The organism is Citrobacter sp. Colony219, assembly GCF_019382635.1.
Classification (GTDB): domain Bacteria; phylum Pseudomonadota; class Gammaproteobacteria; order Enterobacterales; family Enterobacteriaceae; genus Citrobacter; species Citrobacter youngae.
In genome coordinates this window covers 982,431-1,001,850 of the sequence record NZ_CP080033.1, presented here as the reverse complement: position 1 = coordinate 1,001,850, position 19,420 = coordinate 982,431, and the positions used below count along the sequence as shown (strand labels likewise).

21 protein-coding genes and 3 tRNA genes are annotated in these 19,420 nt (G+C 51.5%); 11 read left to right on the top strand and 13 right to left on the bottom strand.

Annotation, left to right across the window (positions count from 1 at the left end; all coding sequences use genetic code 11):
* Positions 1-97 precede the first annotated feature (97 nt).
* Complete coding sequence (gene deoC, locus JTI85_RS04390) at positions 98-877, bottom strand: deoxyribose-phosphate aldolase (protein WP_003019042.1); 780 nt, start codon at positions 875-877, stop codon at positions 98-100.
* A gap of 261 nt (positions 878-1,138) precedes the next feature.
* Here deoC and JTI85_RS04385 point away from each other — a divergent pair, with 261 nt between their 5' ends.
* Complete coding sequence (locus JTI85_RS04385; protein ID WP_199986255.1) at positions 1,139-2,689, top strand: YjjI family glycine radical enzyme; 1,551 nt, start codon at positions 1,139-1,141, stop codon at positions 2,687-2,689.
* Complete coding sequence (locus tag JTI85_RS04380) at positions 2,661-3,524, top strand: YjjW family glycine radical enzyme activase (RefSeq protein WP_115601021.1); 864 nt, start codon at positions 2,661-2,663, stop codon at positions 3,522-3,524. The genes JTI85_RS04385 and JTI85_RS04380 overlap by 29 nt, the downstream gene beginning before the upstream one ends.
* 37 nt (positions 3,525-3,561) lie before the next feature.
* On the opposite strand, the gene JTI85_RS04375 is transcribed toward JTI85_RS04380, so the two are convergent.
* The 8 genes from JTI85_RS04375 to JTI85_RS04340 all read right to left on the bottom strand — a co-directional run bounded on the left by JTI85_RS04375 (position 3,562) and on the right by JTI85_RS04340 (position 9,941).
* The gene (locus tag JTI85_RS04375) at positions 3,562-4,338 is read right to left on the bottom strand and encodes a metal-dependent hydrolase (RefSeq protein ID WP_121585452.1); all 777 of its coding nucleotides are present in this window, start codon (positions 4,336-4,338) and stop codon (positions 3,562-3,564) included.
* Positions 4,335-5,408: a patatin family protein gene (locus tag JTI85_RS04370; protein WP_199954312.1), complete on the bottom strand. Its 1,074-nt coding sequence runs from the start codon at positions 5,406-5,408 to the stop codon at positions 4,335-4,337. Before JTI85_RS04370 ends, JTI85_RS04375 begins: the two co-directional genes overlap by 4 nt.
* A gap of 121 nt (positions 5,409-5,529) precedes the next feature.
* Positions 5,530-5,691 carry a DUF1328 domain-containing protein gene (locus JTI85_RS04365; protein WP_003019081.1) on the bottom strand — a complete coding sequence of 54 codons (162 nt, stop codon included), beginning with the start codon at positions 5,689-5,691 and terminating at the stop codon, positions 5,530-5,532.
* 127 nt (positions 5,692-5,818) lie between these two features.
* Entirely contained in the window at positions 5,819-6,436 is a 618-nt protein-coding gene (gene osmY, locus JTI85_RS04360; protein ID WP_005123891.1) for a molecular chaperone OsmY, read from the bottom strand.
* A gap of 299 nt (positions 6,437-6,735) precedes the next feature.
* Complete coding sequence (gene prfC, locus JTI85_RS04355; protein ID WP_003829982.1) at positions 6,736-8,325, bottom strand: peptide chain release factor 3; 1,590 nt, start codon at positions 8,323-8,325, stop codon at positions 6,736-6,738.
* Positions 8,326-8,417: 92 nt separating this feature from the next.
* Positions 8,418-9,098 carry a pyrimidine 5'-nucleotidase gene (yjjG, locus tag JTI85_RS04350; RefSeq protein ID WP_137376123.1) on the bottom strand — a complete coding sequence of 227 codons (681 nt, stop codon included), beginning with the start codon at positions 9,096-9,098 and terminating at the stop codon, positions 8,418-8,420.
* A 14-nt stretch (positions 9,099-9,112) separates the two neighbouring features.
* A complete protein-coding gene (gene rimI, locus JTI85_RS04345; protein ID WP_003829985.1) occupies positions 9,113-9,559 on the bottom strand; it encodes a ribosomal protein S18-alanine N-acetyltransferase in 447 nt (148 codons plus the stop codon).
* Positions 9,528-9,941, bottom strand: a complete 414-nt coding sequence (locus JTI85_RS04340) for a DNA polymerase III subunit psi (RefSeq protein WP_219352173.1) — start codon at positions 9,939-9,941, stop codon at positions 9,528-9,530. Before JTI85_RS04340 ends, rimI begins: the two co-directional genes overlap by 32 nt.
* Positions 9,942-10,043: 102 nt before the next feature.
* Here JTI85_RS04340 and rsmC point away from each other — a divergent pair, with 102 nt between their 5' ends.
* The 4 genes from rsmC (at position 10,044) to JTI85_RS04320 (ending at position 11,533) form a co-directional block, all read left to right on the top strand.
* Positions 10,044-11,075, top strand: a complete 1,032-nt coding sequence (gene rsmC / locus JTI85_RS04335; protein WP_219352171.1) for a 16S rRNA (guanine(1207)-N(2))-methyltransferase RsmC — start codon at positions 10,044-10,046, stop codon at positions 11,073-11,075.
* A 139-nt stretch (positions 11,076-11,214) separates the two neighbouring features.
* A tRNA-Leu gene (locus JTI85_RS04330) sits at positions 11,215-11,301 on the top strand.
* 28 nt (positions 11,302-11,329) lie between these two features.
* Positions 11,330-11,415 (top strand) — tRNA-Leu (locus tag JTI85_RS04325).
* A 32-nt stretch (positions 11,416-11,447) separates the two neighbouring features.
* Positions 11,448-11,533, top strand: a tRNA-Leu gene (locus tag JTI85_RS04320).
* A gap of 39 nt (positions 11,534-11,572) precedes the next feature.
* On the opposite strand, the gene JTI85_RS04315 is transcribed toward JTI85_RS04320, so the two are convergent.
* On the bottom strand, positions 11,573-11,809 hold the full coding sequence (locus JTI85_RS04315; RefSeq protein ID WP_086523828.1) for a DUF1435 domain-containing protein: 237 nt from the start codon (positions 11,807-11,809) through the stop codon (positions 11,573-11,575).
* 252 nt (positions 11,810-12,061) lie between these two features.
* Here JTI85_RS04315 and JTI85_RS04310 point away from each other — a divergent pair, with 252 nt between their 5' ends.
* Positions 12,062-13,138 (top strand): GGDEF domain-containing protein, encoded by a 1,077-nt coding sequence (locus tag JTI85_RS04310; protein ID WP_116360625.1) that lies wholly within the window; start codon positions 12,062-12,064, stop codon positions 13,136-13,138.
* Between the two features lie 108 nt (positions 13,139-13,246).
* Positions 13,247-14,035 (top strand): siderophore-iron reductase FhuF, encoded by a 789-nt coding sequence (fhuF, locus tag JTI85_RS04305; RefSeq protein ID WP_048212781.1) that lies wholly within the window; start codon positions 13,247-13,249, stop codon positions 14,033-14,035.
* Between the two features lie 29 nt (positions 14,036-14,064).
* Here fhuF and JTI85_RS04300 read toward each other — a convergent pair whose 3' ends face one another.
* Positions 14,065-15,408, bottom strand: a complete 1,344-nt coding sequence (locus JTI85_RS04300; RefSeq protein ID WP_048212782.1) for a PTS sugar transporter subunit IIC — start codon at positions 15,406-15,408, stop codon at positions 14,065-14,067.
* A 365-nt stretch (positions 15,409-15,773) separates the two neighbouring features.
* Here JTI85_RS04300 and JTI85_RS04295 point away from each other — a divergent pair, with 365 nt between their 5' ends.
* A complete protein-coding gene (locus JTI85_RS04295; protein ID WP_219352169.1) occupies positions 15,774-16,232 on the top strand; it encodes a YbaK/EbsC family protein in 459 nt (152 codons plus the stop codon).
* Positions 16,233-16,277: 45 nt separating this feature from the next.
* On the opposite strand, the gene bglJ is transcribed toward JTI85_RS04295, so the two are convergent.
* A complete protein-coding gene (gene bglJ, locus JTI85_RS04290; protein ID WP_219352167.1) occupies positions 16,278-16,967 on the bottom strand; it encodes a DNA-binding transcriptional activator BglJ in 690 nt (229 codons plus the stop codon).
* Positions 16,928-17,653, bottom strand: coding sequence for a response regulator transcription factor (locus JTI85_RS04285; RefSeq protein ID WP_219352165.1), 726 nt, complete (start codon positions 17,651-17,653; stop codon positions 16,928-16,930). Before JTI85_RS04285 ends, bglJ begins: the two co-directional genes overlap by 40 nt.
* 443 nt (positions 17,654-18,096) lie before the next feature.
* On the opposite strand from JTI85_RS04285, the gene JTI85_RS04280 reads away from it, so the two are divergent.
* Positions 18,097-18,873: a threonine/serine exporter ThrE family protein gene (locus JTI85_RS04280; protein WP_048212786.1), complete on the top strand. Its 777-nt coding sequence runs from the start codon at positions 18,097-18,099 to the stop codon at positions 18,871-18,873.
* Positions 18,864-19,337 (top strand): threonine/serine exporter, encoded by a 474-nt coding sequence (locus JTI85_RS04275; protein WP_048212787.1) that lies wholly within the window; start codon positions 18,864-18,866, stop codon positions 19,335-19,337. Before JTI85_RS04280 ends, JTI85_RS04275 begins: the two co-directional genes overlap by 10 nt.
* The last annotated feature ends 83 nt before the right edge of the window (positions 19,338-19,420 follow it).

The window sequence follows — 19,420 nt, the reverse complement described above, 5'->3', positions numbered from 1 at the left end:
AAGCCGTTGTAAGCCGGGTAAGCAACGCGCACCCGGCAGTCGTACTGATGCCGGATGGCGGCTACGCCTTATCCGGCCTACAATGGGCAATTCAAACTTAGTAGCTGCTTGCGCTCTTGCCGTCGCCGTGACCCAGCGCTTTCAGCAAGCTAGCCAGCAGGCTGGATGCGCCAAAACGGTAGTGACGAGAATCAGCCCAGTCAGCGCCAAACAGTTCATCGGCAATCGCCAGGAACTGCTGTGCATCTTCTGCAGTACGCACGCCGCCAGCCGGTTTGAAACCTACAGTTTTAGAAACACCCATGTCGCGGATAACTTCCATCATGATGCGTGCGCTTTCCGGCGTCGCATTGACCGGCACTTTACCGGTAGACGTTTTGATGAAATCAGCACCGGCTTTGATGGAGATTTCAGATGCTTTGCGAATCAGTGCTTCTTCTTTCAGCTCACCGGTTTCGATGATCACTTTCAGCAGAACGTTTGCCGCCGCACACGCGTCTTTGCAAGCTTTAACCAGATCAAAACCAATCTGCTCGTTACCGGCGATCAGCGCACGGTACGGGAACACCACGTCAACTTCATCGGCACCGTAGGCGATCGCCGCGCGAGTTTCCGCCAACGCAATCTCGATGTCGTCGTTGCCGTGCGGGAAGTTGGTGACGGTTGCAATGCGGATGTCCGGCGTACCCTGCTCTTTCAGAGTCTTACGCGCAATAGGGATGAAACGCGGATAAATGCAGATTGCGGCAGTGTTGCCAACCGGGGTCTTCGCCTGATGACACAGCGCGATCACTTTTTCATTGGTGTCGTCGTCATTCAGGGTGGTCAGGTCCATCAGTTTCAGTGCACGCAGGCTGCTTGCTGTTAAATCGGTCATAACATTCTCCAACGGCGTCGCCGTATAAAATTTCACCTTGCGAGTTTGTTAGTATTCTAACATCCGCTCGCTATTACACTTCGATATACATCACAGTTAATGAAAACCACATACAGATTTGCATTACTCTAATGAGATCTACCTCAAATAAATGACCTTTACTGGCGGCGTGCGGTGACATCAGGCGCATCCGGATCAAAGGTTGTGGCGGCGTTGCTTTCTACAATGGCGTTACACCTTCGGGATAAAAAGGAATCAACGATGCCCACGTCAAGCGAACTCGCGCTGCAACAGCGTTGCCAACAAATCGTGACCAGTCCGGTGCTCAGCCCTGAGCAGAAACGCCACTTTCTGGCGCTGGAGGCTGAAAACGCGCTGCCCTACCCGCAACTGCCTGCTGAGGCACGCCAGGCACTGGATGACGGGGTGATCTGCGACATGTACGAAGGCCATGCTCCGTTCAAACCGCGTTATGTTTTACCCGACTACGCGCGTTTTCTGGCCAACGGCTCATCATGGCTGGAGCTGGAGGGGGCAAAGGATCTCGATGACGCATTATCCTTACTCACTATTCTTTACCATCACGTTCCGTCAGTGACGTCGATGCCGGTCTATCTCGGTCAACTCGATGCCCTGTTGCAACCGTATGTTAGAATTCTAACACAAGATGAGATCGATATTCGAATAAAACGTTTCTGGCGTTATCTCGACCGTACCCTGCCAGATGCCTTTATGCATGCCAACATTGGCCCGGCCGACACGCCGATTACACGCGCAATTTTACGCGCAGATGCAGAGTTAAAGCAGGTTTCACCTAATCTTACCTTTATTTATGATCCGCAAATTACCCCTGACGATCTGCTGCTCAACGTGGCGCAAAATATTTGCGAATGCAGTAAACCGCACATTTCTAACGGCCCTGAAAATGATAAAATTTTCACAAAAGGCCACTACGGCGTCGTCAGCTGTTACAACTCTTTGCCGCTCGCCGGGGGTGGTAGCACGCTGGTCAGGCTCAATCTGAAAGCCATCGCAGAGCGCAGCACCTCTGTCGATGACTTCTTTACGCGCACCCTACCGCACTACTGCCAGCAGCAAATCGCTATCATTGATTCACGATGTGAATTCCTCTATGAAAAATCACATTTCTTTGAGAATAGCTTCCTGGTGCAGGAAGGGTTGATTGATCCCAAGCGTTTTGTGCCTATGTTCGGGATGTATGGTCTGGCGGAGGCGGTAAATCTGCTGTGTGAAAAAGCAGGGCAATGCGCGCGTTACGGGAAAGATGCGTTTGCCAATCAGCTCGGCTATCGCATTAGCGCCCAACTGGCGGAATTTGTAGAAAGCACGCCGGTGAAATATGGCTGGAATCAACGCGCGATGCTGCATGCGCAGTCGGGGATCAGTTCTGACATCGGCACCACGCCGGGCGCTCGCCTGCCCTACGGTGATGAACCGGACCCGATCACCCATCTGCAAACCGTTGCGCCGCATCACGCGTATTATCACGCCGGTATCAGCGACATTCTCACGCTGGATGAAACCATCAAGCGTAATCCTCAGGCGCTGGTGCAATTGTGCCTCGGCGCATTTAAAGCCGGGATGCGTGAATTTACCGCTAACGTTAGCGGTAACGATCTGGTCCGCGTCACCGGTTATATGGTGCGCCTGTCGGATCTGGAAAAATATCGTGCCGCAGGTTCTCGCACCAACACCACCTGGCTTGGCGAAGAAGCCGCGCGTAATACGCGCATTCTGGAACGACAACCTCGCGTGATTAGCCATGAACAGCAGATGCGCTTCGGTAAGTAAGCTGATTCCCTTCTCCTGCGTCGACGGGCCGGGGAGTCGCCTGGCCCTGTTCCTGCAGGGATGCAATTTGCGCTGTAAGAATTGCCACAACCCGTGGACGATGGGACGCTGCAATGACTGCGGGGAGTGTGTACTGCATTGCCCACATGAAGCGTTAAGTCTGAGCGCGGGAAAAGTATGGTGGCAATCTGATATTTGCCAGCAATGCGACACCTGCCTGCACATGTGCCCCCAGCAGGCTACGCCGATGGCGCAGACCATGAGCATTGATGAGGTACTGCAGCATGTTCGCAAAGCCTCGCCGTTTATTGAAGGAATAACGGTCAGCGGCGGCGAAGCAACGACCCAGCTACCGTTTATTGTGGCGCTGTTTAGCGCGATCAAAACCGATCCGCAGTTGCAACACCTGACCTGCATGGTAGACAGCAACGGCATGCTGAGCGAAACCGGCTGGCAAAAGCTGTTGCCGGTGTGCGACGGCGTAATGCTGGATTTAAAAGCCTGGGATAGCGCATGTCATCGTCAGTTGACAGGGCGCGATAACACGCTGATTAAACAAAGTATTACCTTTCTGTCCGGGCAAGGGAAACTTGCGGAACTGCGCCTACTGGTTATCCCTGGTCAGGTGGATTATCTCCAGCATATCGATGCGCTGGCGGCGTTTATCAAGCGTTCAGGTGATGTACCGGTGCGGCTGAATGCCTTTCATGCGCACGGGGTATACGGCGAAGCAAAAGACTGGCCGAGCGCCACGCCGGAGGATGTGGAGCACCTGGCGCAAAGATTGCGCGAGCGCGGGGTGGATAATTTGATCTTCCCGGCTTTGTATCTGTGAAATGCCGGATGAGATGCGAAAGCGCCGCATCCGGAAATCAAAAATCAAACAACGCCGTCGTATTCCGATACAGCGCGTCAGCAATCACGTCCGCAGGTTCCGGGCGCAGCTCGCATAAGACGTCAAACACTCTGACTACCTGCTCCGGGCGGTTGGGCTGGCCCTGAAATCCGTTGAGCGGCATATCCGGCGCATCGGTTTCCAGCAGCAGTGACTCCAGCGGCAATCGCGCCATTACCTCGCGGGTTTTGCTGGCGCGTGGATAAGTAATGGTGCCGCCCACGCCAATTTTGTAGCCCAGTTGCACAAAGCGTTCAGCCTGCTGAAAACTCCCGGAAAATCCATGCACCACGCCGGTTCGCGGCAAAGCATGGCGTTTCAGGTGCATAGCCAGCTTGTCATGGGTACGTCGTGAATGCAGGATCACTGGCAGTTCGTAACGCTTCGCCAGCTTCAGCTGCGCCTCCAGAATCCACTCTTGCTGGTCAAATTGCGGATCGTCCCGGTACAGATCCAATCCAATCTCACCTACTGCCACCAGCTTTTGTGGACGCTTATCCAGCGCCTGCTGCAGTTGGTCCAGGCAGTCATCGCTGTGGTGTTCAATCACAATGGGATGCAGGCCCAGCGCGGCAAACAGCGGGGGGTAATTATCCGCTAACGCCAGCACGCGGGAAAAGTTCGCCGCCTCGGTGGCCGGGACGATAATACTGCCCACACCGGCTTCACAGGCGCGCTGCAGGCTGGCGGATTCGTCGCCAGTAAACGGAGGGAAATCAAAGTGACAATGCGTATCGATAAAGCGAAAACTCACGCCAAATCCTCATTATCAAACGTGGTGTCGTTAGCCTGGGGCGCGCTGCTCGCAACGGACGCATGGGCATCGTTGGCAACGGGTGCAGGTGGAACCACCACCGGTCCCGGCACCACAATCTTCGGCGTCTGACGAGGCAGCGGCGCGTTTTTCGCCAGCAGTTTACCAATCGTTGCCAAAAAATAGCGCCCGCACAGGCGTCCGGTTTTGTAGTCTTCACGCAATGCCGGAATACGGCTCCCCAGTGCCATACTATGGAGTGGCTTTGGTGGGTAGATCTCAAAGATACGCAGCTTGCCCGGCGGTTTCTCAATAAAGCTCTGAATCGCGCGATAGGTGGCTTCATGGTGCTGCACCAGATTCAACAGTGGTTGCAGGCTGCTTTCGCCCAGCCAGCGTTCCATACGTTTGAACCATTGTGGGGTGTAGTACATTTGCGAAGGCACCGTGCGGATAACCACCAGCGTTTTCGCCCCCTGCTTCGCCGCTTCCTGCACGGGAATAGCGTCGCTGACGCCCCCATCCAGGTAATTCACGCCGTCCAACACAACCCCAGTGCGGTAGAACCCGGGAATCGCGCTGGAGGCACGAATGAGATCCAGCCAATTGTGCCGGTTCGGCGAAAAATAGCCCGGTGTGTAGTCATCTCCCCGGCAGGCGCACATATAAAACGCTTTACCTGCCTCAAACAGGCGCTCGGCGTTATCCATTGCCAGCGGCATTTGGGACGAGGTCGAATCCACCAGCCAGTCGAGGTCGATTAAGTTTCCCCCGCGCACAAAGCGCACCGGGTCAAAAAACTCACGTCGGGTAGTGTAACGCATAATGACTTTGCGCCCGTAACCGGGCTGGTTACAGAGATAGGCCGACAGATTTTGCGCACCAGCAGATGTCCCGTAGAAGAGATCAAAAGGATTGAACTGGGCGCGCATGAACTCATCCAGTACGCCGGCAGTAAAGATCCCCCGTTGCCCTCCACCTTCGCACACCAGCGCCATGCTGCCTGGTTGAAATGGACGTAACGATAACGGCGCTATATTACCGAGCGTAACGGGTATTCTCTGCCCCACCTCTGCCTTCCTGTTGTTTTTGTAATAGAGCAACAAGGTAACGCAAATTGCCTGGCGCTAAAACCGTAAAAGCCAGTCCAATGGACTGGCTTAGTAGCAAGTTATCTTTACGGTTTTCGTACTAGGGTCGTTTACGCCCGGTAAACAAGCTGACCAGAAACAGAATGATACCCACCACAAAAACAATTTTCGCTGCGCCTGCAGCGGTACCCGCCAGTCCACCAAATCCCAGAGCGGCGGCAATTAACGCGATAACCAGAAATATGATGCCCCATCGAAACATATGCTTCTCCTTTACCATAGTTAATTTCACCGCTTGATATGAGCGCTCAGGCTACCCATCGGCGATATTTTTAGTGTGGTGCACAATACGCCTCCCGACAAACGTCAGGAGGGCGAATTAAGTCGAATTACTGAGTTTTGAGGTCGTTTTTGACGCTTTTCACGCCATCAATTGCTTTAGCGATACTCTCAGCACGCTCACTTTGCGCCTGTGAATCGACAGTTCCTGAAAGCTGGACCACACCATCGGTCGTCTCTACTTTCACTTTACGAGAAGGGACAATGTCATCGGCCAGCAGCTTAGCTTTCACTTCGCTGGTGATGGCCGTATCGCCGGCATAGCCTTTTACAGAGGTGTTTTTGCTGTCACGCACGTGCAGTTTGTCGCTAACGGAGGTCACGCCCTCAACGCCTTTCGCGACTTTAACGGCCTCTTCGGCCTGCGCCTGGCTTTCAACAAACCCGCTTAACGTCACTACTTTCTGGTCCGTTTTGACGGAGATATCGGTGCTCTTAATGCTTTCGTGGTCCACCAGCGCGGCTTTTACTTTGGCGGTGAGGGTACTGTCATCCATGAAATTACCGACTTTGTTCATAGAGCTATCGACTTTCTGCCCCGCACTTTCGAGCCCGGATTGCGCTTTATCCATTGTGGCGTTTTCTGCATAAGCAGAACCCGTTGCCACAGCGGAAGTCAGCATCACGGCCAGTAGCGTTTTAGAAATCTTAAGTCCTGTCATTGTCATCGATGTATTCCTGTTTGTTGTGCTTATAGCGATGTTCTGCCGCTTCGCGGTCAGAACCAGCAACTAATCTCGTGACTGAAATAAATATCAGCTAAAGGGGCTGCAAAATGCTTAATGAAGAGCATTAAAAGCCGATATTTATGTCATCACATTGTTAAATATAGTTCACGATTTCGCGGTTGTTGCCTGGATTGATTAAAAAACAAACAAAAGTCAGGGGATTTAAGAACATTCCGCAAGGGATTTAAAAGACAGGGAAAGTTGCAGGGCACGGCGAATACCGTGCCCTGGAAGGTCGATTAGTGTTCGCGTGTTTTACGGAACTGAACGTCAGGGTAACGTTCCTGGGTGAGATTCAGGTTAACCATGGTCGGCGCGATATAGGTGAGGTTATCACCGCCATCCAGCGCCAACTGAATTTCGTTTTTACGCTTAAATTCTTCGAATTTCTTCACGTCAGAACATTCTACCCAGCGCGCAGTCGCCACGTTGACCGACTCATAAATGGCTTCAACGTTGTATTCGCTCTTCAGACGAGAAACCACCACGTCGAACTGCAGCACACCGACGGCACCTACGATCAGATCGTTATTGGCGATCGGACGGAATACCTGCACCGCACCCTCTTCTGACAGCTGAACCAGCCCTTTCAGTAGCTGTTTCTGCTTCAATGGATCCTTCAGGCGAATACGACGGAACAGCTCCGGCGCGAAGTTCGGAATACCGGTGAACTTCATCATTTCGCCCTGGGTAAAGGTATCGCCGATCTGGATAGTGCCGTGGTTATGCAGACCAAGAATATCGCCCGGATATGCTTCTTCCACATGAGAACGGTCACCGGCCATAAAGGTCAGCGCATCGGAGATCACCACGTCTTTACCAATGCGCACCTGGCGCATTTTCATGCCTTTCTCGTACTTGCCGGAAACCACACGCATGAACGCCACACGGTCACGGTGTTTCGGGTCCATGTTGGCCTGAATTTTAAACACGAAACCGGTGAACTTCTCTTCAGAGGCTTCCACAACGCGGGTGTCGGTTTTACGCGGCATCGGCGCAGGCGCCCACTCCACTAAGCCGTCCAGCATATGGTCAACGCCGAAGTTACCCAACGCGGTACCGAAGAAGACCGGGGTGATTTCACCCGCAAGGAACAACTCATGGTCGAACTCGTTGGACGCGCCCTGCACCAGCTCCAGCTCGTCGCGCAGCTGCTGCGCCAGGTCTTCACCCACGGCAGCATCAAGTTCCGGGTTGTTGAGACCTTTAACAACACGCACTTCCTGAATAGTGTGGCCTTTACCGGTCTGGTACAGATACGTTTCATCTTTGTACAAGTGATAGACGCCCTTGAACAACTTCCCGCAGCCAATCGGCCAGGTGATCGGCGCACAGCCGATTTTCAGTTCGTTCTCAACTTCATCCAGCAGCTCCATCGGATCGCGGATGTCACGGTCGAGTTTGTTCATAAAGGTCAGGATCGGCGTATCGCGCAGACGGGTAACTTCCATCAGCTTACGGGTACGATCTTCAACACCTTTCGCAGCATCGATAACCATCAGGCAGCAGTCCACCGCCGTCAGAGTACGATAGGTATCTTCGGAGAAGTCTTCGTGCCCCGGGGTGTCCAGCAGGTTCACCAGGCAGTCATGATACGGAAACTGCATCACAGAGGTGGTAATGGAGATACCACGTTGCTTTTCCATTTCCATCCAGTCAGATTTTGCATGCTGGCTGGAGCCACGGCCTTTTACCGTACCGGCGGTCTGAATGGCCTGTCCGAATAACAGTACCTTTTCAGTAATTGTCGTTTTACCGGCATCCGGGTGAGAAATAATGGCAAAAGTGCGGCGTTTGGCCACCTCTTGCAAATAAGGAGACAACGTCATAGTCAAATCTTCTTAGGTAAGCACGGCAACGGGCCGGGCAAGTTGAATACGAAAAATTGCGGCTATTTTACCCATCAACGGGGGGGAGGCAATCAGTGTTTACACAGGAGCTGCTCCAGTTCGCTTAATGACGTGACCGTCCAGGTCGGCTGAATGCCCTCTGGCTGCTCGCGATGATGCGTATTGAGCCAGCAGGTGGATAGCCCGGCGTTAATGCCGCCAAGAATATCGGACTCTGCGGTGTCACCCACCATTAGCACGCGAGAACGGTCAGGATTGCCCGCCTGCGCCAGCGCATGGTCAAAAATACGGGGATCGGGTTTTGCCACCCCAACCTGCTCAGAAATCACCAGCAGATCGAAATAATCGCGCAGCCCCGTCCGCTCAAGACGGATTTGCTGTAACGCCGTGAAGCCGTTGGTAATAATGCCAATTTTTGTTTTATCACGAATCGCATTGAGCAGAGAAACCGCCCCCGGCAACGGCGAGCAGATCTCCGCCATCGCATTGATGAATGCATCATTAAGCTGGCCCGGTTCAACCTTCAGGCGTTCGGCCCAGCTCTGAAAACGGGCATGCTGCAGCTGTAATGAGGTAATCGCACCGTTTTGATAATCCACCCACAGCGGTTTATTCACGGCCTGGTAGTCCTGAAAATCTTCAGCGGTAAAGGTAATGCTATAGTCGAGAAACATCCGCTGTAAGCCGGTAAACGAGTCAAATGTAAACAGCGTTTCGTCGGCATCAAAGAAAATCCAGTCCCACTTCTTCATCATTACACCTTGTCTTACATGCTGATTGGCAACGCCATGATGATGGCGTCTTCGTGACCATCGGCCGTTGGATAGTAATTGCGACGGATCGTCGCCTCGTTAAAGCCTAAGCTTTCGTACAGCGCGATAGCGGCGGCGTTTGAGGCGCGCACTTCAAGCCACAGCGTCAAAATGCCACGCTTTTCCAGCTCATCGATCAGATGCTCCAGCAGCTCACGCCCCAGCCCACGGCGCTGAAAGTCAGGGTCGACGGCAATATTGAACAGCGTAGCTTCATCCAGCACGACCTGCGTAATCGCAAAGGCCGCCATCACGTCATCAACCCTCAACTGAAAATTGAGGTAACGATCGCCCTGGTTGCTGGCAAATGTTTTTTCACTCCAGGGAAAAGCGTGGGCGCGTTTTTCAATCTGAAATGCTGCGGGTAAATCAGTCGGTTCGAGGGAAGAAATCGTGTTCATATGCGCAGATTTGTTGCCATAACGCGGCGCGGGCCGCGGGGTTTTCCCGTAATTCATTAAACGCAGGACTCGCGACCTGAGCGCCCTCCAGCAGCAGCGGCTCTTCGGTTCCCAGCCGCCAGCTATTACAGCGACTACCTTGCGGCAGCATGGCGACACGGTCAGGCGTCAGTTGTAAAACCTGATCCGAGCTGACGGTTAATGCGCGTAAAATATCGCTCATCAATGGTTCGGTTAGCGCGGGTAACTGTTCCGCAACCATCACCAAACGGACATGCGCAGGAATGGAAATCGCGATTTCGCCCTGCAGTGCGCCAGGACGACGCAACGACCACTGCGTAATGCCCAGTTGCTGTAACTGCCAGTCTCGTCGGGATGTCATAGCGAAACGCTCCTGTAATCAGGGGCGCAAATATAGCAAATTTGTCGAATCCGTGCCATCAAACAACTATAATCCCCCGCTGTACAATTTAAGGAGCACTCCATGTCTGCTTTTACCCCGGCAAGTGAAGTCTTGCTGCGCCACAGTGATGATTTCGAACAAAGCCGTATTCTGTTTGCCGGTGATTTGCAGGATGACCTGCCTGCCCATTTTGAAAGCGCCGCCAGCCGTGCGCACACTCAGCAGCTTCACCACTGGCAGGTGCTTAACCGCCAGATGGGCGACAACGTCCGCTTCAGCCTCGTCGCTCAAGCCGATGACGTCGGCGATAGCGATACGCTGATCTACTACTGGCCGAAGAATAAACCTGAAGCCCAGTTCCAGTTGATGAACCTTCTTTCGCTGTTACCGGTGGGTACCGATATTTTTGTTGTTGGCGAAAACCGCAGCGGCGTACGTAGCGCCGAGCAGATGCTGGCCGAATACGCGCCGTTGAACAAAGTCGACAGCGCACGTCGCTGTGGCCTGTACCACGGTCGTCTGGAAAAGCAGCCGGTCTTTAATGCTGAAAAATACTGGGACGAATACCAGACTGACAATCTGACCATCAAAACGCTGCCGGGCGTATTCAGCCGTGACGGCCTGGATGTTGGCAGCCAACTGCTGCTCTCCACGCTGACGCCGCACACCAAAGGCAAAGTTCTGGATGTCGGCTGTGGCGCGGGTATCCTCTCCGTCGCGCTTGCCAGCCACTCGCCAAAAGTGCGATTAACCCTGTGCGATGTTAGCGCAGCCGCCGTTGAAGCCAGCCGCGCAACGCTTGCCGCCAACGGTATTGAAGGTGACGTCATCGCCAGTAACGTCTTTTCTGACGTAACGGGTCGCTTTGATATGATCATCTCCAACCCGCCGTTCCATGACGGCATGCAGACCAGCCTCGATGCCGCGCAAACGCTGATTCGCGGGGCGGTTCGTCACCTGAACAGCGGCGGTGAACTGCGCATTGTTGCCAACGCCTTCCTGCCTTATCCGAAAGTACTGGATGAAGTGTTTGGCTTCCACGAAGTTATCGCGCAGACCGGGCGCTTCAAGGTCTATCGCACCATCATGACGCGCCAGGCGAAAAAAGCGTAATTGTCTCGCAGCGAACGGCCATTCACGTGGCCGTTTTTGCATCAATCGGCCCAGCCTGGACAATTAACTATTGACGAAAAGTTGAAAACAACTAGAATGCGCCTCCGTGGTAACGATACTTTTTGAGTGTCGATGGTATGCGAAGGTGGCGGAATTGGTAGACGCGCTAGCTTCAGGTGTTAGTGTCCTTTCGGACGTGGGGGTTCAAGTCCCCCCCCTCGCACCATAATCCACGTTGATATTGCTCGCACTGGGCGAAGGTGGCGGAATTGGTAGACGCGCTAGCTTCAGGTGTTAGTGTCCTTAGGATGTGGGGGTTCGAGTCCCCCCCCTCGCACCAACGAGGCGATATCAAAAAAATAAGATGACTGTGCGAAGGTGGCGGAATTGGTAGACGCGCTAGCTTCAGGTGTTAGTGTCCTTAGGATGTGGGGGTTCGAGTCCCCCCCCTCGCACCAATTATCTTATCTTTCCTTCGATTTTCTTCCCTGTTTTGCTCATCCCTGATTCCAGTTCATCATTACCAAAACAATGCCGCCGATCAGCGCCGCGCATGAAGGTAATAAGACAAAGTGCCGTAAACGCTTGTGGTATAACATGAGTGAAGTCAGTAGTAATCCTAATACAATCATCGCCTTCCATGCGTCGAGTGACAGATCAGTAAATGCCAGCCCGGCAATCACTATCCCCGGCAGCAAAACCCCCCATCCACTGCCCAGCGCACGTTGCAACATGGTTTCACCTATGACATTGATAATGATAACCAATATCATATGATAAATTTTCTCATTTGTCAGCCAGGAAAGGCTATCAATTCTATGAGTTTTACTTAACGATTGATGACATAAATAGTTTAAGGTGATAAATTGCTCGCCGGTTAGCTTTTCATCAAAAAACAATAACGACCTGAACGAATGATTTTTCGCTCATCATTTTTCCTTACAAACACACCTTCGTATATTGCAGATAAATAACAATATTTACCTATGACAGTACAATCCTGGCGAACTCTGCGCACTAAGAAATATCAACTTTCTTTACGTCTGTTTCTGCTTCTCAATGCAGTCTCCGCGCTGTTTACGCTTGTTTTCCCACTTTTTGCCGTCAAAGCCGTATCTGTCCCGGCGTTGCTCATCCTGGCCACCAGTACATTGCTGTTGGCATGGCATGGCAAATATGCGAATAAAAAAATTAATCTTCCTTTTATTTCAATCGTTTTTGGCTTGCTATGGGCATTACATATTTTTCTGAAATATAACGCGCTAGGTCATAATGATTATTATTTTCTGTTAATCGCACTTCTCAGCGTGCTGTTTATTGGTTCTATCGCTTTTGCCAACAATATCATCGCCTTTACGCTGCATTCGTTACCCTCAGTCGTCGTCTGTTTATGGCTTAACGGCAGCGAGCATGGTCTGCGAATTTTCTATTTTATGGCGCTACCCATGGCCGGGATCGCCATCCAGCATGTGATACAAAAGCGCTACGACGGCTTCGCCCAGCAGCTGATGTACAAACTACTGGAAGAACGGGAAACCCTGAACGGACTCAGCATGCTCGACCCGCTAACCGGTTTGTACAATCGCCGGGGGCTGCAACACAGACTCGATACGCTGTTGGCCCTGAGCAACTCGAAGCACTACGTCCTGCTGATGGATATCGACCATTTCAAGGCCTATAACGATCATTACGGGCACATGATGGGCGATCAGGCGCTGATTCGCGTTTCTGCCGCGATTCGTGATTCCGTACGCTCCCGGGACGTGGTGGCACGTTTTGGTGGCGAAGAGTTTATGGTTTTGCTGACCGCGGTCGATCCCCAACAGGCCCAGGCTGCCGCCGAACGTATTCGCCAGAAAGTGTACGATCTTAAAATTCCACATATGTTTAATGAGAGCGTAGCAACCAATGTGACGGTCAGCATCGGTATTGCGCCTTTGGTGGAACAGGATATTGACTCCGCGATTACCAGAGCAGACAAAGCGCTTTATGAGGCCAAGAATATGGGTCGAAACAACACCCTGGTCAGCGATGAGCTGCGGATAAACTGCACCTCTTCCTGAGTTTTCCGTGCGGAACAGCCCGATCTTGCGACAAAGATCTTGCCATCGTTTACCCCCATCTATAGGATTAGAAATCATTATCATTTAGATTAACATCCTTATATCGCCATGGCTTACCGTTCCGCACCCATCGTTGAAGATGTCATCTGGCACAGCCATCTCCCTTCAGAGATGCCCTCGCTGGCGGCTTCCGTGCGTGCGACCATAGCCCAAACCCGCGAACATTTGCTGGATTTCATTCGCCTTGACGAGACCCCGCCGCAAGGTGCAATGACATTACATGAATGGACGCAACCGACAACGTTAAGTTCGCTTCTGGCCGTTTATTCAGACCACATCTACCGCAACCAGCCCACATTAGTACGCGAAAATAAACCGCTGATCTCCCTTTGGGCGCAATGGTATATCGGCCTGATGATGCCCCCGCTTATGGTGGCTCTGCTGACGCAAAAAGAGGCTATCGACGTCTCTCCTGAACATATGCACGTGGAGTTTCACGAAACCGGGCGTGCCGCCTGCTTCTGGATCGACGTGCATCAGGATCACCAGACCACGGCACTCTCACCGCAACAACGTATGGAAACGCTGATTTTGTCAGCCCTGACACCGGTCGTTCAGGCACTGGAATCAACGGGTGAGATCAACGCGAAACTTGTCTGGAGCAATACGGGATACTTAATTCACTGGTACTTAACGGAAATGAAGCCGTTGTTAGGTGAAGAACTGTTGAACACGCTGCGCCAGACCTGCTTCTTTGAGAAACAACTATCCTGTGGCCAGGATAATCCGTTGTGGCGCACCGTCGTTCCACGCGAGGGACTGTTAGTACGCAGAACCTGCTGCCAGCGCTATCGCCTGCCCGATGTTCAGCAATGCGGCGACTGCACGCTAAAATAAGCGAGGAGCCATAGCCCCCCGCCAACACTTTATGCAACCTGCTGATTTTCCTCTTCTATCCGCTGTGCTTCTTCTTTTTCCTGCGCCAACAGTTGCCTCTCATAAACCTTAAAGAATGGGAAGTAGATGATGGCAGAAACCAGCGCCAACACGACCACCAGGATCGCCGCACGATAATCCCAGCCTAATGCCCATGCCGCGCCAACGGGCGCCGGTGCGGTCCAGGGAACCACTGAAATCACCCGCCCAATTAGATCCAGTTTCATCGCCGCCCAGGCCAGCACCGCGTTCACCATTGGGGCCAGCAGGAAGGGAATAAAGAACACTGGATTCATGACAATCGGCGTACCGAAAATCACCGGCTCGTTAATGTTGAAAATACTGGGGACCACGCTCAAACGCCCAATCGATCGTAGATGGGCCGAGCGGCTGCGCAGATAGCAAATCACCAGCCCCATCGTCGCCCCCGATCCCCCCACGACGATAAAGAACGTCCAGAACGCTTCCATAAAGATATGCGGTAAAGGCGCGCCCTGCGCCAGCGCCGACTGGTTCATGCCGAGGTTGGTCAACCAGAACATTTGCAGCATACCCGACACAATCGCCGCACCGTGAATACCGGCAAACCACAGCAGATGGCCGATCAGTACTGCCAGCAGTATCGCCGGCAGAGAATCCGCTGCGGACACCAGTGGTTTAAAGATGGCCATAATGGCCTGCGGGATCAGCATATCAAACTGCGACTGTATCACCAGGCTCAGCGGGTACAGCGTCAGCACCACCACCAGTACCGGGATCAGGAGATCAAATGAGTTTTTGATCATCGGCGGCACTTGATCGGGTAAGCGGATCCCGATGTTGTGCGCCTTCAGGAAGCGCATCATTTCAACGCAATAAATTGCCACCAGGATGGCAGTGAAAATTCCCGTACCGCCGAGGCTATCAACCGGCATCGTACCTTTGGTTTTCGGTGCGGCAATCAACAAAAACGCCATGATCGACAGCATCGCACACATAAACGGATCTAACTGATGCGACTTCACATAGTGCTTGCCCAGGTTATAGGCAATAGCCGCACATATGTAGACCGACATGATCCCCATCGTCATATCAAACGGCGTGAGTATCTGGCCTTCAAATTGTTTTGCCAGATCCAGCCATGCGCGGGCAAACCCCCAGGTGGTATCCGGCGAAAAAGGCGGATAGGCAAAAACCAGCAGAAAAGACCCTACAATCATAAACGGCATCGCCGAAATGAAACCATCACGTATTGCCATCACATGGCGTTGTGAAGAAATGCGCCCGGCGACAGGGCTAACGTAGCTTTCAACAAAGCGGAAAATCACATTAAATACAGCATGGTTAGTAGACATAGCCGTTCTCCCGTTGTGCTAAACCCTGCAACCGTGCTGGTATCAACACCACCACGTAAAACCCATTCCTACTTTTCGCAACCGTGCCGGGAGAAAAACCAGCCTTACCGCTTTTTGAGTTAAGTTTCATAGATGGCTCTTATTATGTGATACAGAGGGAGTGACAGCTTCAGTATTAATCGCCATTTCAGTATTCCGCAACCGGTTACTGTAACCGGTTTCTTTGATTGTGAAGGTGATCGAGAAACTGCCAATGTTGCTGTGTTGTTACAATAAAATATTTACAGTAACGCTGCCCCTATGACAAATTACGCCAGGCGGTTTTCTGCTATGCAGGACTGCGGATAAGCGAGAGGGAGAGAAGAATGAGTTTACAATCAGTACGGCAGTTTTTAGCGCAACATGCGCCAGATATTAAAATCATCGAATTAGATCAAAGCACTGCCACCGTCGATCTGGCAGCCAAGGCCCATAACGTCGAACCAGGGCAGATAGCAAAAACGCTGTCACTAAAGGTAAAAAACGACATTATCCTGGTCGTCGCCAGAGGAGATGCTCGCCTCGATAATAAAAAACTGAAAAATACGTTTGGCGCCAAAGCGCGCATGCTGAGTAGCGATGAAGTAGTCAACGCAACAGGTCATCCCGTAGGAGGCGTATGTCCTTTCGGGTTGGAGACACCCATATCGGTGTACTGTGATGTCTCGTTGAAACACTATACAGAAGTGCTCCCTGCAGCAGGAGCCACTCACAGCGCGGTTCGCATTGCGCCAGAAAGAATAGCAGAACTGACTGCGGCAACCTGGGTTGATGTGTGCCAGTGATCGATTTACCTTTCCATGCCAATGACTACGCCGGTACGCATCTTCTCAAGCACGCCATAACGGGGCAGTACGACGAAAAGATGACGGTTCTGCAGAGCGCACATGCAGCAGGATATCGGCAGCATTCAGTAATCCGGCATCCGAACTAACGCCCAGTTTGGACATCACATTGAATTTATGCGCACGAATCGTTTTAATGTTTCGCTCAAGCTCAATCGCGATCTGCAGCATCGAATAACCATTCGACATATAGCGCAGAATTTCGCGCTCGGTTGGGCTAAGCATACGGCATTGATTGATATACCAGAGCTTCTTCGTGTCTTCTGTTTCCCCTCTGGCGCAATCCAGCGCTACAAATAATTCTTCCTGCAACACACTCAGCGTGGATGCTTTGCTAATCACGGCATCCAGTGGTAGCGGTGACAGCGAGCCAATTAGCCGCGCCTCGTCGTCATCATCGGCAATGACTACCCGCTTGATGCGAGGGTGTTTCACCGCCAGCTCCGTCAGATAAGCCAGTCCGGTGCGGCGATCGGTTCTTTTCGCGGAAAGTGAAAAAATAACCGCGGAAAATGACGTCTGTGACATCGCCTGGCTTAAGGCTGGCTGTCCTGAAAAGGGATGAAGTTGGTATTGATTGTTCGGTCTGGCATTAAATAAATTATAAATACCCACGCTGCTCATTACACACTTTTCTACCAGTGCGACATTTCTTTTGATACTTCTGTCTTCCATTCCGTGGTCTCTCCATAAACTGAAGGTAGATTCAACTCTCGTGCTCCTTGAGAACTATTTATCCAGGCATACATCTCCGCATTGCTGTGTATTGACAGACGACGCATCGCACTATTTTTCTGGGCGCTGATTGTCTTATTACTTTTTTTAAGTAATGTGGCAATCTGATTAATCCCCCAGCCCTTTCCCAGAAGCCGTAACACTTTCCGTTCAGATAGCGTCAGAATAATTGAGTGTACGCTATGATCCTGTTTTTCTGGTGCTATTACCGGAGAGAGCAATACCGGGCTAATTCTGTCGGCATAAACATTCCCTGCATCAATAGCATTTACTAAACTATCAATCGGTTCGGCATCAGATAACAGCGTACTGATTGGACACATCAGCATCTCAACGGCCACAGGATAATAATTTCGAGAAACGAGAAAGACCCAGTGAATATCACGATATTGAGGTAACAAAGAATAATATTGTTCGCAGACCGCACGCGGATGACTGCAGTCTCCGGCTAAATCAGCGATAACCAGATCTGAACGTCGCAGTTGCATCAATGTTAGTTCTTCTACGGCGCGGCAGTAGGTCAGTTTGTAATCAGAGAAATGCGCTTGCATTACCCCTTTAAGCCCAATTTGTATGATAGGTAATTTACTAATAATAATTGCGTTCTTGCAGCGTCCTGGCAACATAACTCCTCCATATTCACATGTCTTCAATCTTGCGCGCGCAAGTATCACCTACAATCAAATAAAATAATTAATAAATAGACATGCGTTAAACAATAGACAGGATGAATTATTTATCCTTATTCTAAATAGAAAATGGCGATGCTACGTTCCCAATAACATCACACTATAAATTTATCATGCCATAATCACGCACATGTACATTCATTGTACAATTAAAATAACTACATTAAATTATTAGCATTCCTTACGTAATTACTGTTCATCTCGAAAAATTTAGCCCTGGTTCAGGAGTGTGTCCCACGATACGATTTCCTACAACCACCAAGTGACTTGTTTCTTTTTTCAACACAAAAATTGATCTTATCCAGAGCCAACCGACTCACGCTTCATGATAAAAAGAAGATATTCTTCATTAAGAGAGCATCTTTTAGTCAGAGCGAGCTATGCAAACAGAGCAGTCGTCACAAAGAACGGTTACACGGTTATGTATACAATGCGGGCTTTTTTTACTGCAACATGGCGCAGAAAGCGCGTTGGTCGATGAACTCTCCACCCGCCTGGGTCTGGCGCTTGGGATGGACAGTGTAGAAAGTGCCATATCATCGAATGCCATCGTCCTGACGACGATCAAAGACGGACAATGCCTGACATCGACCCGAAAAAATCAGGATCGTGGCATCAACATGCACGTCGTGACGGAAGTGCAACACATCGTTATTTTGGCAGAGCATAATCTGTTGGATGAAAAAGGGGTAGAGAAACGGTTTAACCAAATCAAACCGCTACGCTATCCCAGATGGCTGGTTGCTTTCATGGTAGGATTGTCCTGCGCCTGCTTTTGTAAACTCAATAACGGCGGCTGGGATGGCGCGATGATCACCTTTTTCGCCAGCATGATCGCCATGTACATTCGCCAGATCCTGGCTTCCCGGCATTTGCATCCACAAATCAACTTTTGTATTACCGCTTTTGTCGCGACCACCATATCCGGCCTGCTGCTTACGCTACCGACGTTTAATCACACACCTACCGTAGCCATGGCCGCCAGCGTGCTGTTATTGGTCCCCGGTTTTCCGTTAATCAATTCGGTTGCGGATATGTTTAAAGGACACATTAATACCGGGCTCGCTCGCTGGGCGATTGCCAGTCTGCTTACGCTGGCGACCTGTATTGGCGTGATCGTGTCGATGACCTTATGGGGGCTGCGCGGATGGGCGTGATCGATTTCATTTTGGCGCTGATGCAGGACATGATCCTGTCGGCGATCCCGGCGCTTGGCTTTGCCATGGTATTTAACGTACCGCATCGGGCACTCCCCTGGTGTGCATTACTCGGCGCACTCGGTCACGGCTCACGAATGGTCATGATGACTGCAGGGTTTAATATCGAATGGTCCACCTTTATGGCCTCGCTGCTGGTCGGCTGCATTGGGATCCAGTGGTCGCGCTGGTATCTGGCGCATCCGAAAGTCTTCACCGTTGCGGCAGTAATCCCTATGTTTCCGGGGATCTCCGCCTACACCGCCATGATATCCGCCGTAAAGATCGGTCATTTCGGCTATAGCGAAGCGCTGATGATCACCCTGCTGACCAATTTTCTGAAAGCCTCATCGATTGTGGGCGCACTCTCAATTGGACTTTCCGTGCCAGGATTATGGTTGTATCGCAAACGTCCGCGCGTATAACGAATGAACCTGTTTACCCCTTTGCAGATGGGGGAACCTTCCCTCATCTGCTGCTCTCCTCTCTCTCTGTGTTACTATAAAAG